Source organism: Nonomuraea sp. SYSU D8015 (genome assembly GCF_008065375.1).
Classification (GTDB): domain Bacteria; phylum Actinomycetota; class Actinomycetes; order Streptosporangiales; family Streptosporangiaceae; genus Nonomuraea.
Window position 1 is genome coordinate 80,460 of sequence record NZ_VJYI01000027.1, and the last position, 13,460, is coordinate 93,919.

14 protein-coding genes and 1 pseudogene are annotated in these 13,460 nt (G+C 66.5%); 4 read left to right on the forward strand and 11 right to left on the reverse strand.

What is annotated here, in order from left to right; translation table 11 throughout:
* Position 1: 1 nt before the first annotated feature.
* The 3 genes from ID574_RS50455 to ID574_RS50465 all read right to left on the reverse strand — a co-directional run bounded on the left by ID574_RS50455 (position 2) and on the right by ID574_RS50465 (position 2,265).
* On the reverse strand, positions 2 to 601 hold the full coding sequence (locus ID574_RS50455) for an RNA polymerase sigma factor (protein ID WP_188196219.1): 600 nt from the start codon (positions 599 to 601) through the stop codon (positions 2 to 4).
* Between the two features lie 384 nt (positions 602 to 985).
* The gene (locus ID574_RS50460; RefSeq protein ID WP_188196220.1) at positions 986 to 1,369 is read right to left on the reverse strand and encodes a GntR family transcriptional regulator; all 384 of its coding nucleotides are present in this window, start codon (positions 1,367 to 1,369) and stop codon (positions 986 to 988) included.
* Complete coding sequence (locus ID574_RS50465; RefSeq protein ID WP_188196221.1) at positions 1,366 to 2,265, reverse strand: hypothetical protein; 900 nt, start codon at positions 2,263 to 2,265, stop codon at positions 1,366 to 1,368. The genes ID574_RS50460 and ID574_RS50465 overlap by 4 nt, the downstream gene beginning before the upstream one ends.
* Before the next feature lie 733 nt (positions 2,266 to 2,998).
* Here ID574_RS50465 and ID574_RS50475 point away from each other — a divergent pair.
* Together ID574_RS50475 and ID574_RS50480 are read left to right on the forward strand one after the other, a co-directional pair.
* On the forward strand, positions 2,999 to 3,316 hold the full coding sequence (locus tag ID574_RS50475) for a hypothetical protein (protein ID WP_188196222.1): 318 nt from the start codon (positions 2,999 to 3,001) through the stop codon (positions 3,314 to 3,316).
* A gap of 521 nt (positions 3,317 to 3,837) precedes the next feature.
* Positions 3,838 to 4,119, forward strand: coding sequence for a hypothetical protein (locus ID574_RS50480; RefSeq protein ID WP_188196223.1), 282 nt, complete (start codon positions 3,838 to 3,840; stop codon positions 4,117 to 4,119).
* A gap of 196 nt (positions 4,120 to 4,315) precedes the next feature.
* Here the strand turns inward: ID574_RS50480 and ID574_RS50485 are convergent, their stop codons facing one another.
* Together ID574_RS50485 and ID574_RS50490 are read right to left on the reverse strand one after the other, a co-directional pair.
* Positions 4,316 to 5,242: an AraC family transcriptional regulator gene (locus tag ID574_RS50485; protein WP_188196224.1), complete on the reverse strand. Its 927-nt coding sequence runs from the start codon at positions 5,240 to 5,242 to the stop codon at positions 4,316 to 4,318.
* A 972-nt stretch (positions 5,243 to 6,214) separates the two neighbouring features.
* Positions 6,215 to 7,282, reverse strand: coding sequence for a serine hydrolase domain-containing protein (locus ID574_RS50490; RefSeq protein WP_223167909.1), 1,068 nt, complete (start codon positions 7,280 to 7,282; stop codon positions 6,215 to 6,217).
* Between the two features lie 93 nt (positions 7,283 to 7,375).
* Here ID574_RS50490 and ID574_RS50495 point away from each other — a divergent pair, with 93 nt between their 5' ends.
* Positions 7,376 to 7,867 carry a hypothetical protein gene (locus tag ID574_RS50495; protein WP_188196225.1) on the forward strand — a complete coding sequence of 164 codons (492 nt, stop codon included), beginning with the start codon at positions 7,376 to 7,378 and terminating at the stop codon, positions 7,865 to 7,867.
* 668 nt (positions 7,868 to 8,535) lie between these two features.
* Here ID574_RS50495 and ID574_RS50500 read toward each other — a convergent pair.
* From ID574_RS50500 to ID574_RS50520, 5 genes are all read right to left on the reverse strand, one after another.
* Entirely contained in the window at positions 8,536 to 9,129 is a 594-nt protein-coding gene (locus tag ID574_RS50500; protein WP_188196226.1) for a helix-turn-helix domain-containing protein, read from the reverse strand.
* Between the two features lie 3 nt (positions 9,130 to 9,132).
* Positions 9,133 to 9,282: a helix-turn-helix transcriptional regulator gene (locus ID574_RS50505; protein WP_188196227.1), complete on the reverse strand. Its 150-nt coding sequence runs from the start codon at positions 9,280 to 9,282 to the stop codon at positions 9,133 to 9,135.
* A gap of 213 nt (positions 9,283 to 9,495) precedes the next feature.
* Positions 9,496 to 10,182 carry an SRPBCC family protein gene (locus tag ID574_RS50510; protein WP_188196228.1) on the reverse strand — a complete coding sequence of 229 codons (687 nt, stop codon included), beginning with the start codon at positions 10,180 to 10,182 and terminating at the stop codon, positions 9,496 to 9,498.
* Positions 10,183 to 10,193: 11 nt separating this feature from the next.
* Positions 10,194 to 10,754, reverse strand: a complete 561-nt coding sequence (locus ID574_RS50515) for a transcriptional regulator (RefSeq protein WP_188196229.1) — start codon at positions 10,752 to 10,754, stop codon at positions 10,194 to 10,196.
* A 185-nt stretch (positions 10,755 to 10,939) separates the two neighbouring features.
* Positions 10,940 to 11,107 (reverse strand): hypothetical protein, encoded by a 168-nt coding sequence (locus tag ID574_RS50520; protein ID WP_188196230.1) that lies wholly within the window; start codon positions 11,105 to 11,107, stop codon positions 10,940 to 10,942.
* An 82-nt stretch (positions 11,108 to 11,189) separates the two neighbouring features.
* Between ID574_RS50520 and ID574_RS50525 the strand changes: the two are divergent.
* Positions 11,190 to 11,483 (forward strand): annotated as a pseudogene (locus ID574_RS50525) (hypothetical protein); the annotation flags it as partial.
* Positions 11,484 to 12,540: 1,057 nt separating this feature from the next.
* Here the strand turns inward: ID574_RS50525 and ID574_RS50530 are convergent.
* Positions 12,541 to 13,404 carry a hypothetical protein gene (locus ID574_RS50530; RefSeq protein ID WP_188196232.1) on the reverse strand — a complete coding sequence of 288 codons (864 nt, stop codon included), beginning with the start codon at positions 13,402 to 13,404 and terminating at the stop codon, positions 12,541 to 12,543.
* Positions 13,405 to 13,460: the final 56 nt, after the last annotated feature.

Genomic DNA, 13,460 nt, shown 5'->3' on the forward strand with positions numbered 1-13,460 from the left:
GTCACTGACCTTCATCAGAAGAGAGCGGATTATTGATTGACGTACGCATCCTGGTCCGAACGCGGTGGATCCGTGAGCGTACTGTGCCCACGGGAATGTCCAGGGCGTCGGCGATTTGCTCATAGCTCAGGTCGGCCCAGGCGAAGAGCAGCAAGGCGTCGCGATCACCGACCGGCTGTTTCACGAGTATGTCCATGACCAGCTTCGCTGCGGCGCTGGCGTCCACCCGTGCGTCGACCCGGTCGGCAGATGAGGATTCGTGCGGAACAGTGGCCGCCTGGGCGAGGACTTCCAGGCGTCTCACCTCGGCCCGCCGGTGATTGTGGAGCAGATTCGTCGCAATACCGAGGAGCCATGGCGCTGCGCCGGCAGTGCTTTTGCCGGGGTCGAATCGATGGCGTTCCTCGAAGGCTGTGAGGAAAGTTGCCGACAGCAGATCATCGGCATCTGTGACGCCAATTCTGCGGGCAAGGTACCTATGCACTCGGTCGGCGTGGCGGTCGAAGATCTGGGCGAACGCCTCGGGTCTTCCACGTGATCGCTCGATGATGGCCGCGTCGCTCGCCTCGGCACTGGACGGGCGCTGGTCGATGCTGTCCATTGTCACAACCCTTATTGGTGTCTCGATACCGATCCGGTTCACGCCAGATCGAAAATATTCAGGCGGTGTGCAGGCCGGGCAGGCGGCGAATCCATTCACGGGGTCGTTGAGCTGGGGTCGTGCCGCGCCGACCAGGCGGCCCCGCTCGCGGCACCTGCGGACGATCTCCGCGCAGGCGCCGGCCAGGGCAACGTGGACAGCGGAGCGGGCCGCGCCGGGCTCCCTAGGGCTGGCCCGCCACCGAGCATGAGGGCATGACGCCTCGTCAAGGATTTTGATCGGGAAATACCCGGTGATTTCAAGCTCGAGAGGTGGGATCCCAGAGCCGCCGGTGGAATCAACCAGGCGACCACAACGCGGAGGCAAGCCGGGATCAATGATGCTTCAGCGGCCCGCGACCGTCTCCAGGGCCACCTTGGCCTGCTGCAACGCGCGGGTGGCGTCGACGCCGAGCTGCCGCGCCTGGACAGCGAACGCCTGCGCCGCCTCGGCCAGGCGCTGCTCGGCGTCCACGGCGGGGGCGGAATCGGAAGCCTCGCAGACGTAGGTGCCGTGCCGCCCGCGGGTCTCGATGACGCCGTCACGCTCGAGCTCGCGGAAGGCGCGCGCGACCGTCGCTGTGGCCAGGCCCAGGTCTCGGGCGAGCTGCCGGATGCTGGGCAGGCGGGTCAGCGGCGGCAGCACGCCGGTGGCGGCCATAGTGGCGATCTGCGCCCGCAGCTGCTCGTACGGAGGGAGCGGTGAGGCGGGGTCGAGATGGAGGATCATGTCGCCGTCCGGTCGGCTGTGTCCGTCCGCGGGCCTGCCTCGCTGGACGTATGGCGCCTGACCAGCCACAGGCGAGGATGCCCGACGCGCCGCCAGCTCAGGGGGGCGCACACGAATACGCACGCCATCCCGGCCCACGGCAGGATGACCCGCAGGACCTGACCCTCGATGCCGCCCCCAATGGAGAAGAGCTCGTATCCGAGAAACAGGAACATCATGCCGAGGCCGGCTCCGGTCATCCGGTGGATCGTGGTGGAGCGCAGGGCGTCGTCAAGCATCATCTGCGACTCGGATCCCACGGGCTGGCGCCGGTGCACGATGAACCAGAGCGATGCCTCCATCGTCACCAGCACGGCCGCCGCCGTCACCGACGGTGCGGGCCCGAACCCGAGCCCGGCGCGGATGTGGCCGGCGAGGAACCAGTGCCCGATCACGCCCACGGCGATCGTGGCCAGGCCGACGACGCGGATGAGGATCAGCGTCGGGCGCCCGATGTAGTCGGCCACCCGTCTGGGCACGAGGGCGGCGGCCTTCTGGGTGCGTGGACGGGTCCAGGTCACCTCGGCCAGGACCGCCCCGAGCAGGTACCCCACCAGCCAAGATGGCTGGCCCAGCAGGTCGAACGGGAAGGGCGGGGACGGCTGGGTGTAGACCAGCGCCCAGACGATGCTCGTCGTGCCTCCCGCGAGGAGAGGGATGATGAACCCGACGGTGCGCAGGCACCGGCTGCGGTAGAGGTAACGGCTGGCCTGGTCCCAGTCGAGGTCGGTGGTGCGCAGGCCATGGCCGACGGCCCACTCGATCACTTCGGGGCGGCGCTGAGGGCGGAAGGCCCGGTACAGCAGCAGTCCCACGATGGCCACGTAGAACGCAATCACCAGACTCCAGCCGACCATGGCCCATCCTTATGTACTAATGATGCAGCACATTAGCACACAACCCTGGAAACCCGGGGCGTCGGGACGGTGACTTCGATGTTGCGTTCTAGACAGCGCCAAGCGCGCCATCGCCGCCGCGAAGCCGTACTCCGCCGCGTAGTGCCGGGCCCGGGCCACCAGCCGGGGAGCCGCTTGTGAAAGCCGCCGGGGTGGCCGATCAGGATCGGTGGGTCCGGTGCGATCCCGGCGTCCACAGGACGCTGGGGATCTCGCCGAGGGTGAGTTCACGTTCGAGGACGCCGTCGTCGAGGCCCTGTTCGGAAGTGAATCGCATGGTCGTGCCTTTCGGGAGTGCTCTTGTACGGCGCTCCCGGACGACCTATCGCCCGACCGTGACCCCGGAGTGGAGCACCCATGTCGATACTGCGTTCACGGGTACCACCTCCTCGCTCTCTGGCACGGCCTCCGGAAAACTAGCGTGGTCGCCGTGGTCCGCCAACGGATTTTCGCGGAGGCTCCGTGGTCGGATGCCACGGAGCCACTCGCCTAAAGGCCAAGGCGGTGTAGTTAGGGCTTCGGGCCTGTGTGGTCAGGGTGTGGTGCAGACCGGGGCGTAGGAAGCGGAGCCCTCAGGTCAAGACTCTTGTCTAGAAAACCAGGTCAGCCCTCGACGTGGCGTCGGTCGGCGTGCCTCCACCTCCAGAGACGCAGAACCGGACTGCTCGGCACCACCAGCTACAGCACGAGCCAGATGACCTTCGACCTGCGCCGCCTGCTACTCAACGGGCTGATCCGCCCGTTGCCCCGCTCCAACCGCTACGTCCTGACCGAGGACGGTGTGCGCATCGCCGTCTTCTACACCAAGATCTACAACCGGCTACTCGTCCGCTCACCGCGGCCGGATCAACCTCAAGCGCCACCCGAACTCGGAGCAGCGCTCAAGACCATCACCCAGCATGTCGATGACTACGCCGACTACGCCGCCCGAGATCGACTGAGCTCACGAGCAGACGATCAGCCGCTACGTCACGCCTTCGCCGTCCGTCCTGCTGGGCGGAGGGAAGATTGAGGTTAGAGGGCAACGGTCCACGCACGAACGACATGGCAGCCATTTGGCTGTCCCCAGACCGCAGAAGTTGGCCCCGGCCTCTGATTTGTCCCTTTGTACACCACGGGGCCATCGATGTTTCTCGTGTATGGCCAGTGTGCTGAGTTGCATTCGACCCGTACGTGATAGCTGCCGAATCCCTCAAAGCAGCGGGCATATCCCATGTTGGCTTCCGTATCGGGCTCCGCCTCGCAATTCCATACTTCAGCCTGAGCAGTTGGGACCCCTAGCACGGATGTGAGGCAGAGGATCGCGCCAAGCATTGACATGATGATCATTGCCTTTTTGAAAAGATTCATATCTTTCTCACCTCGTGGTTCGTGGGCATGAAGTCACCGCGGTCGGTCCAGCCTGCTCATTCAGTTCTGGGGCGCGCCTTTTAATTGAATAGGGAAACATGGCCTGTGGCTATCCGGGCCGCGTGCAAAGATTGCGCTTTTCGGATAGAGGGTGCCCTCACCCGCCGCCCTTACGGGGTGGGGATGGTCGGCGACGCCGTGCTCAGCCGGCGCATGGCGCATCCTGGCCGCCAGGCCGCCGCACTCACCGCCCGGGTCGACGTAGGGGTACAGGCCGTACATCGCCTGGCCGTCGAAGGAGCAGGGGCGGCTGCGCATGGAGAATCGGCACTGGCGCGGGACAAGGCGCGGGCGGAGAAGAAGCTGGCGCAGACCGAGGCCGCCCTGGACATCATGGGAAAGGTTTCGCTCTTGGAAATGATCTTCGCGCGCCAGGGACGGCGGCTAGGGCCTCGGCGGGCGTGAGCAGATCGAGCAGGCTGGTCAGCGGCTCGATGACGGTGATGTGTTCCAGGCGGCGGTCGAGCATGTCGGTTGGAGGGATGATGGCACGCCAAGGCGTCCCTGTTCTTGGTCGACTGGCGTGGACACGCAGTGATCATGAGGGGGCGCCGTTTGTCATCTGCAGCCCTGATTGCGCGGCGAGGCAAGGCGTGAGGCCTCACCGTGACCCGTACAGGGTGCTGGAGGGCGATCGGCCATATGTCTGCCTGTAGAGCATGGCGAAGCGGCCCAGATGCGTGAAACCCCAACGCATGGCCACTTCCGTGACGGTGGTCCGAGCGCCTGTCTGGGCGATGCGTACCAGGTCGGCATGGGCATGCGCCAGTCGTACCTGGCGCAGGTAGGCAAGAGGCGTAGTTTGCAGGTGATTGCGAAAAACGTGTTGCAGGGTGCGGACGCTGACCCTGGCCGCGGCGGCGATGTCTCGCAGGGAGATGCATTCATCCGCGTGTTCCTCACAGTAGATCTGCGCTCGCCGTAAGGCAGCTGGACCGAACGCGGCGTCAGGCTCGCCGAGGATGGGCGAGTAGTCGTGCGGCTGCGAGTCCAGAAGGGTGTGCAGCAAAAATTGCTCGAAGTGATGCCCGGCCAGGGGCGAGGCCATGAAGGGTAGCCTGCCGTCCGCGCTCACCAGCGACAACATGGTGAGGACCCCGCTGAAAGCACTGTCACAGTTAATAGCCGGCCGGAAGCGGGGGGCTTGCTTCGGAGGATCGCCCAGATAGTCGGCGAGTGTCCGCTCGACCAGCGTCGAGGGAACCTGGATGATCAACAGCTCGTGGTCGACGCTCCACCACATGTCGGATCTTTCTTGGGGGCCCACGATGACCGACGGGGCGTCGATATATTCGCCTTCGACTTTCACCTTTCCCGCGCCTCTCAGCGGAAGGTAGATCTTGTAGAAGTCAGGGGTCTCCGGGACGACGACTCGGATCTCGGCTCCGTACGACAGGATGCGCACGCCGATTTTGCCCTCGTACAACTCCTTGTAGAAGCCTCCTGCCGGATGTTCTTTGATGACCTCGACGCTGTGCGGCCATGAGGTGCGCGACACGAAGTCTCGTATTTTTTGGAAATCGCCCATAAAATGACCTTGGGACGTCATGGCACTGATCCCCTTGAACTTTCATCGACAGAAGTGTATGAATGCGACGGCCCGGATTCGGACGTTTCGTAAAAGTTGTAGAGAATCCTGCGCTGCCCTGGGATAGAGAGCTGCAGGCCTGGGTTGTCAAGCCGGCTTGGTGGAAACCACCGGCTGGCCGCAGATCGTCGCGCTGCACGACCTGCTGCAGCGTCGTGACGCCCTCGCCGGTGGTGGTGCTGAACCGGGCGGTTGCGGTCGGCATGGCGAGCGGTCCGGAGGCAGGGCTAGTGCTGCTCGACGAGTTGGCCCGGCGATGGGGCGCTCGATCGCTACCGCCCGTCCCACTGCGCCCGGGGCGGCCTGCTGGAGCGACTCGGACGCCCGACGGAGGTGGTGGTCGGCAACGAGCCGCCCTCCTGCGGCGGCAGCTCACAGCGGCTCAATACCCGTCCCTCCGACGGTAGGCGGTAACCCCGGCCGTGCACTCGCCCAGCTTTCGACGTGAAAGTTTTGTTGCGTGGGTCGCCGACTCGACAGGCATGCGCCGCCCCGCTGTTGCGTCCCCCTGAACTGACGTAGCCGAACTGGGTACGTCAGTTCAGGGGGACGATGACAGGTGATTCTGTCCGCTTGGACCGACGCAGATTGCGGTTCCGAGCAGCACTTGATGGTGTGGGAGCTGAGAGGGCGTTGTTCGCGAATCCAGCGCAACCCGCGATGCGATCAATCGCGCGTACCCGGCACGCTGATACTCCTGCGCGACATGACCTCGGTCCAGCATGTCGGCCCACTCCGGCAGGGTGATGAGACCGCCGCTGCCATGAAGATTCCCATCCTTCGCTGTCGAAGCCGACCGCGAGGGGCTGCAGGTGATCGGCGCGGATCTGGAAGGGCCCAACGGCACCGCGGCTCCTCCGGCGGCGGTGGCCCGATTGGCTGAGCAAGTGGGTGTTCCGCTCGGTCGCGGCGTCACAATGCGCGCAGGAGACCCAGCGTGATCTTGCCGTTGATGTCCTCGAGGTTCCATTTCCCCGCCTGATATGCCTGGTTGCTGATCCAGAACACCATCACGCCCGTGTCGAGGAACCGGGCGAACTCACCGAAGGACCAGTCGTTGCCGCCGTCGTGTTCGACGACCCGGCCGTGCTCGGTGCGCGGAAACACGCCCCAGCCATAGCCGTAGTACGCCTTCGCCTTTTGATCGATGAGCACCTGCGCGGTGAACATTTCCGCCTTGGCTCGGCGGGACAAGATCCTTTCTCCCTCCAGAGCCCGGTGCCAGCGGTACATGTCGCGGGCGGTGGAGAGCATGCCGCCGTTACCCCGCAGGTACCAGTGGGGGCCATCGGCTGCCCAAAGATGCTCGGTGGGCTTCCCTCGTTTCTTGCCGTGCTTGTCGTATTCGATCGCGACCTGGCCTGCCGCCCAGCGGGGCAGCACGTATCCCGTGCTGGTCATGCCGACGGGGGCGAAGAGGTGCTCTGCCAGGAAGCGTTCGTACGAGCTGCCGGATACGCGCTCGATGAGGACGGCCAGCAGGCTGTAGCCCACATTGGAGTAGTGGAACCGGGCTCCCGGTGCTGACCGCAGCGGGGACGCCAGGGCGCGTCGCGTCATGGTGTCGCGGGAGACGGGGGCGTAGTCGTCGCCGAGGTCACGCAGTCCGGAGGTGTGGGTCAGCAGATGGCGCACGGTGATCAGACGCTTGTCGGCCGGTACCGGACCGAGGTGGACAGCGATCCGGTCGGTGGTACGCAGCTTGCCCATCATCTGGAGCTTCATGATCCCGGCAGCGGTGAACTGCTTGGTCATCGACATGATGTCGTAGGCCGTATCACATCGAGCCGGGGTCCTGGTCTCGCGGTCGGCCAGGCCGAATCCGGCGCAGTGCACGAGCTTGCCATGGCGGGCCACCGCCACCGTGCCGCCGGTCCCGGGCGGCAACGTTCGATCAAGAAATGACTCGATCCGTGGATGGACCGGAGCAGAGGACAACAGAACGCCGGCCAGAGCGGCGTGGAACCAGGTGGAGATCACGCCTTCGACGCTGGCCAATCCGCCGGCCCGTACTCAAGGAATGTGCTGTTCCGACTTGTGCGGATTTGTGCGACTCCGCTGTACTGCCTGGTTATGAGCACCAGATCAGACGAGCAGTCAGGATGTCCCGATCCAACTGCCGCACACACCGACGCCGAGTTCGTGGCCGCACTGCAACGACTCAAAGCGTGGTCCGGGCGCAGCTACCGCGACATTCAGTCCCAGGCGCAACGGGCCGGCCACCACCTGCCGTACTCGACTGCGGCCGGGATGCTCAAGCGCGAGACGCTGCCCCGCGGGGAGGTGGTTACGGCGTTCGTCCTCGGCTGTGGACTTGACGAGCAGGCGGCCGCGGCGTGGGGCGCTGTCCGCAAGCGACTGGACATGGGAGTGCCACCCGGACCGGGACCGAAACTAGAACCAGATTCCGCTCGACCCCTACCGCGACGCCGCTGGCGGGCAGCCGCCGTCGCGGCGGTAGCCACGACGGCAGCTGCTCTGGTGCTCGCCGCCAACGTCGACCAGGCCGAAGAAGAGGTTGTCCTGTCAGACGCTCCGGCGCAGCACGGGCAGGCGCTCGACTGAGGGCTGCGCGCGGGAGGCACCCAGGCGGTCAAGATGGGGAGGTTCTGTGGTGAACCACCTCGCCACTCACAATGCGATCCAACACCTCGTCCACCTGTTCCCAGGGCACCCCTGCGAGATGCTCGCGCGTCGGTGAGCGTGGGCCACCGCTCGCCCATGTGCGAGGCGGGAGGCGCCTTGCGAACGCCCTCACGGATGCGGGCCTCGACTTCCTCTGGGCTGTTCGGCATGGCGTCTGCTTCGGCGTCACGTCCCCTTCAGCTCGGGCCTGGTACCACTGCGCCGAGTCGAGGGTCGGAGTGGAGGCGACGGTTTCGCGGATGGCGGCGCTGTCCAGGCGGCCGCCCACGGTCACGTCCTTGAGGTCCTTGACCGTGTCGCGGCGGGACGCCTCCACCCGACCTCGTCGGCGAGCTCGATCAGGTCCGCCTTCTTCAGCTTCAGGCCGTCGAGGTAGTCGGCGGCCGGAGATATGAAGGGGCTCGGAGACTGCATTGACGCCAGGCCACCGTAACACCGGGGGTCTTCCTGGTCTTCCTGACAGCGCGGTGTATCAGGGCGTCGGTTGAACCGCCGCCCTGGTCATCGCCGTCGCGCCTGATTCTGCTGCGATCAGGGACGCTGGCCGGGCTGGTTCACGATCGTGGCTTCCAGCTGCGCGGTCAGGCTCACCGTGCCGGCCTTGAAGGTCTCGTCATCGCCATCGGCCCACTGGTACGTCCGGTCCTCCCGCCGCGTCGAGTTGGTGCCCAGATACCGGAAGGTTTGCGGGTCCAGGACGAGCGATTGCCGTGCCCCGTCGTCGTTGAGGCTGAACGCCACGCCTCGTCGTCCGTCAGCGATGGCACGTTCTGTGTCACCGTGACGCCCTTGACCGCAGGAAGCAGCTCCTGTGGCGCGCCGCCAGGCCCCGGCGCCCGGTTGACCGCGTACACCTCGAAGTGCCGCCCGAGCGGGCCCAATGCCTTGAGCCCCGAGCGCAGCACCCAACCCGTGGGGTTGGCATGCTCCGGCGCGAACCACCGCAGCGCCACCAGTGGCTTTCCCGCGCCCATCGTGTAGTACGGCAGCCCGTGCGTCAGCGCGCCCTCAGCACCGGCCCTCTCCCGCAGCCCATCCTGCCCGTTCCCGTAACGGCCGGGAGCCGTGCCGAACTCCCGCTTGAACGCCCTGGCGAACGCGAACTCCGAGGCGTAGCCGGTCGGCTCGGCCACCGATCGCAGCGGCAGGTCAGAGTCGTGCAGGAGCGCGGCGGCGATCATCCGCTACCACGTCAGGTACGCCGGCGGCGGCGACCCGATGGTCGTGGCGAACCGTTGCGCGAACGCCGTGCGCGACAGCCCGGCTCGGGCGGCCAGCGACTGGACCGTCCACGGGTGGGCCGGGTCGCGATGGACGGCCCGCAGCGCCTCCATGATCCGCGGATCGCACAGGGCCGCCGCCCAGCCGGTGGCCTCGTGGCCGGGGCGGGCGGTGTACCAGGCCCGCAGGACGTACAGGAGCAGGACGTCGAGCAGCGCGACTTCGGTGCCGTTGAGGCCGGCGGTCGTCGACCGGCTCGCTCAGCCTCATCACGAGCCCGATCGGCCCACCCTACGGCTGGCCGATCGGGCCCCGGCGCGCAATGATTAGGACAGCACCGTCTCGGTCCACCAGTCGTTCCACTGTTTGCTCAGTTCCGCGTGGCGGCTCTCGTTGACCTCATACAGGCTGAGGACGGCCATGGACGCACCGCTGTCAGGATTGTGGCTTAGGACCAGGAGCCCGTCGTTCCAGCCGTCAATGGTCAGCCCGAGCTGGTGTTCCGAGCGGTACCAGACCTCGCCGGTCGCGGTCTCGCCCGGGAGCTCCAGCTGGTACCGCTGGCCGGGGGACAGCTGCGCTGTGTCCAGTGCCGTCAGCGGTGATGTCTTGCCCGTGCCTGACAGGAAGACGGTCCGGCGGGCGTCGACCGGGTGCCGCTCGACCGTGAACTTGAGCTGGTGCAGGAAGGTGATCCAGCCTTCGGTGATGTCGTCGTAGTACTTGGCCCAGTCGGGATCGTCGCCGGGTGCTGCGCGGGTGAGTGTGACTCGGGTGCCGTTCTCGACCGGTTCGAGTTCGACTCGGTCGCCGCCGTTCAGATTGATCACGCGATCGTCGGCGGTCACGTCGGTGAAGTAGATGAGCTCGATCTCCTTGTCCAGGCTGCCGTCCGGGCCACCGTCGAACTCCCAGCCGTGCCAGTGCCGGATCTTGTCCTTGTTCCGGAAGGCATCCCAGACCGTACTGGGCGGTGCGGCCACGGTGACCTGGATCCGTGGGGGGTCAGTCATTGCTGTCTCCTTCAGTGTGGCTTGCGCGGTGCCGGGTGGGCGCCCGCGACTAGTCGGTACGGGCGGCCGCCGGGGGAGTCGAACGCCTCCACTGTCCGGCGGACGGCCGCGGTCAGGGCGTCGGCGAACCGGTGCAGGTCGCCGGGCTCGGCGAACCGGACCTCGGCCTCGATGGTGAACGTCAGCAGCCGTTGCCCGGCCTCGTCGGCTTTGGCCTGCATCCGCGCGACCTCGCGCACGGTCCCGGCGGCCACCTCGACCAGGTGCTCGGCCGAGTACTGATCCTGAATGCCATCAAAGGCGCGACCCATCACCCCCGGATCGACTACCAACGTGGTGTCGATGGCCCGCAGTACCCGCTCGGTGAACCCACGCCGCTGCCGCTCCTCGACCAGCTCGACCAGCCCGGCCTTCTCCAGTTCCTTCAGGTGGTAGTGCACCCGCTGCCGGGGCAGGTCGAGTTCCTTGGCCAACCGGCTCGCCGACGATGGCTCGCGCAGCAACTCGAGCAGCCGCCGCCGGATCGGCGACAGCGCCACCCGGACCTGGTCGGGTTCCCCGAGGTATCTCATGGCCAGCAGCCTGTCATTGGACAGAATAATCTGTCAAATGGTGGGGAGAGCCCTTCTCGTAGCTTCCAGTGCAGGACCAGCGACTACCCAGGTTGGCTGGATGTTGAGGCAGTGATGAGCGGTGTCCGTAGGGAACCCCAACGGGCACCGCCGCCGGTGGTGTGGGGCTCGAAAAATCAGCTCGGCTATGCGACCTGCGAGTACTCATCGATCAGGCCCCCGAGGATCGCCCGCCGCTCGACCCGTGCCGCAGGCTTCGTGGTGCATCGCCGGAACTGGGGTGAGGACCGGGTCTGCGCGGTCACCGGCGGGAGGCTGCCGGCCCCGCCGCCGGTCGGCTTTTCGATCAACATGAATCACACTCTGGTCGGTCGGGGCAGCCGGAACGCATCTCACGGGGGAGGGCGCGGCTCGCTCAGCAACTCCTCCGACGTGGCCTTCTACCTGTGTCACACCCCGCGGCCCGTCTCATTACAACACTTGGTCCAGGTGGCCGGAGCTCGCTGGACGATCGAGGAATGCTTCCAAACCGGCAAGAACGAGGCCGCCTTCGACCACTACCAGGTCCGGCTCTATCCCGCCTGGTACCGATACATCACCCCGGCCATGCTCGCCCTGGCGGACGGAGGCCAGTTGGACGGCCGGCTCATCACTTGCGGTTTCGATACGGAACCCATCGTCCAGCGCGATCGAGCCGACGATGTCCGCACGAGTAGCATCCAGGGCTGACCCCGTGGCGGCGGACAGGACAGATCGGGTAAGCAGCAGGCTGCCACCGATCCGCGCTTGGACGAGGTGGAGCGATCCTTGAGCGCCCTGAAAACTGGCGTCCTCCACCCGTGACGTGACCTCCGATCGCCGAGCGATCCGCCAACAGAGCTATCCCCTTCGCAGCGGACAACTGGACACCCCGGCAATACAGGTCACCGCCAATCGTCGCTCGCAGTAGGTCGAGGGCCGCGCCTTCGCCGGGGTGCGCTATCTCGACACGGTCGAGCACCAGGTCGTCCTCGATGCGCAGCGCCCGAGCGCTGAGCCTTGGTGCCCGCAACCCGGCGAGGGACAGCCGCGGAAACTGAGCCCGATCCAGAACAATCGGATGCTCGACCGTGCAGTCGACCAGTTCGACGGGCATCACCGCCTTGACATCGGCCAGTCCATGGGCCCGTCGATCACGGCGCCACGTATCCGCAGCCCGCGTGGTGCCCAGGCCTCCAGACCGCGACCAGTATCAGTTCCCGCAACATGGATGCCCGGATGGTGGGGTCCGTCTCCCTGCGAACGTCGAATTCCTCACCGTTCGCCAGTGCGGCAGCCACCCGATGCTCCAGGGCATGTGACTCATTCACACCGGCAGAGCCTAGTATTTGCGCTTCTCTCAACGTGGAGCCCGAATTGGAGAAGTTTGGTCGTGTTTGGCGAAACCGCCGTCATCACCGATCAGCACGGCGTCGGCCTCCCCAGGTGCTCGACGAGGTCTTCCGAGGAAGTGGCTGGAGTAGTAGGCCCCTTCTGCTCCCCTGATCATCCTGACCGACGGGGCGGGATCGGCTGGTCGGGGCAGCCCTGCCGACGCGGTCCGGATAGAGCCCGGCTTACCCGTACCTACCCGCGAGAGCCGCGATCGAGGCGCCCTGTTCCTGGACGCAGACCGTGCAGTTTCAAGCCGGGCGCCGGTCAGCGCGGGCGGCTGGCCGACTGGGCGGTGACGGGTGCCTGCTTGGGTAGCGGGACGGTGTGCCGACCGTGTCCGTCGCCGTCACGCCCGAGCGCGCCGGCGTGGCGGTCATTGGCGATCGTCGTGACTGATCGCGTACGCCACCGCGGTGTGGAGATCGAGTTCTGCTCCGCGCCGGAAGGCGATGGTGAAGGCTCGTTGTCCGAGCGCCTGACGGGCTCCGCTCTCGCAGTCTTGGTGGGAGTGGGTGTGGTAGGGCAGCCAGGTCGGGGAGAAGCCGATCTCGTGCCACAGCCTGTCAGCGGCGCCGAGCAGGCGGGCGGCGCGGTGATGGGCGTGGCGTGCCTGTGCGGTCCAGGCGAGCACTTCCAGCGCTTTGGCCAGGCCCCAGTGGTCGTTGATGGCGATCCACGGCTCGGCTGACTGCTGGACCAGTTTCTCGGCCTGCTGCCAGTGGCCGCCTTTCCAGGCCACGATGCCGATGAGGAACTGCGCGTAGGCGCCGAACAGGGACGCGCCGTGGACGTCGCACAACGCCAGCAGCTCGCGGCCGAGTTCTGCGGCGGTGTTGGGATCACCGGCGGCGCAGGACGTTGCGGCCAGGTAGAGGTTGAAGGCGACGGCATCGAGGTCGCCCTCCTGCCGCTGGCATGTGCGCGCCGCTTGCATTAGGGCCAGCCCTCGCCCGGTGTGGCCGCTCGACAGTTCGGCGATGCCGCCCGTCATGACCGCGAACGTCCGCCCCTTGTCGTCGGCGAGCTGCTCGGCCAGGGAGCGGCACTGCTGCAGCCGCGGGATGGCGGCGGCCAGATCGTGCTGGTAAAGCGCGAGCACGGCGTCGATCCACAGCGCGGTGATGCGTGCCGGGGTGGGCGCCGGTGCCAGGTCGAGGCCGCGCCCGAGCCATTGCCGGCCCTCGCTCAACGCCCCGGCCAGCAGCCAGAAGGCGCCCGGCTGGGCAGCGATGTGCAATCCGGTGCCGGCCGTGGCCGGCGTGTGGTAGCAGTTGCTGGGAGGTCAGCTGCTGC

What these genes read in the sequence shown, in the direction of transcription:
- ID574_RS50455 (WP_188196219.1), bottom strand. Translation starts at nt 601, where the DNA reads ATGGACAGCATCGACCAGCGCCCGTCCAGTGCCGAGGCGAGCGACGCG.
- ID574_RS50460 (WP_188196220.1), bottom strand. Translation starts at nt 1,369, where the DNA reads ATGATCCTCCATCTCGACCCCGCCTCACCGCTCCCTCCGTACGAGCAG.
- ID574_RS50465 (WP_188196221.1), bottom strand. Translation starts at nt 2,265, where the DNA reads ATGGTCGGCTGGAGTCTGGTGATTGCGTTCTACGTGGCCATCGTGGGA.
- ID574_RS50475 (WP_188196222.1), top strand. Translation starts at nt 2,999, where the DNA reads ATGACCTTCGACCTGCGCCGCCTGCTACTCAACGGGCTGATCCGCCCG.
- ID574_RS50480 (WP_188196223.1), top strand. Translation starts at nt 3,838, where the DNA reads ATGGTCGGCGACGCCGTGCTCAGCCGGCGCATGGCGCATCCTGGCCGC.
- ID574_RS50485 (WP_188196224.1), bottom strand. Translation starts at nt 5,242, where the DNA reads ATGGGCGATTTCCAAAAAATACGAGACTTCGTGTCGCGCACCTCATGG.
- ID574_RS50495 (WP_188196225.1), top strand. Translation starts at nt 7,376, where the DNA reads ATGAGCACCAGATCAGACGAGCAGTCAGGATGTCCCGATCCAACTGCC.
- ID574_RS50500 (WP_188196226.1), bottom strand. Translation starts at nt 9,129, where the DNA reads ATGATCGCCGCCGCGCTCCTGCACGACTCTGACCTGCCGCTGCGATCG.
- ID574_RS50505 (WP_188196227.1), bottom strand. Translation starts at nt 9,282, where the DNA reads ATGGAGGCGCTGCGGGCCGTCCATCGCGACCCGGCCCACCCGTGGACG.
- ID574_RS50510 (WP_188196228.1), bottom strand. Translation starts at nt 10,182, where the DNA reads ATGACTGACCCCCCACGGATCCAGGTCACCGTGGCCGCACCGCCCAGT.
- ID574_RS50515 (WP_188196229.1), bottom strand. Translation starts at nt 10,754, where the DNA reads ATGAGATACCTCGGGGAACCCGACCAGGTCCGGGTGGCGCTGTCGCCG.
- ID574_RS50520 (WP_188196230.1), bottom strand. Translation starts at nt 11,107, where the DNA reads ATGTTGATCGAAAAGCCGACCGGCGGCGGGGCCGGCAGCCTCCCGCCG.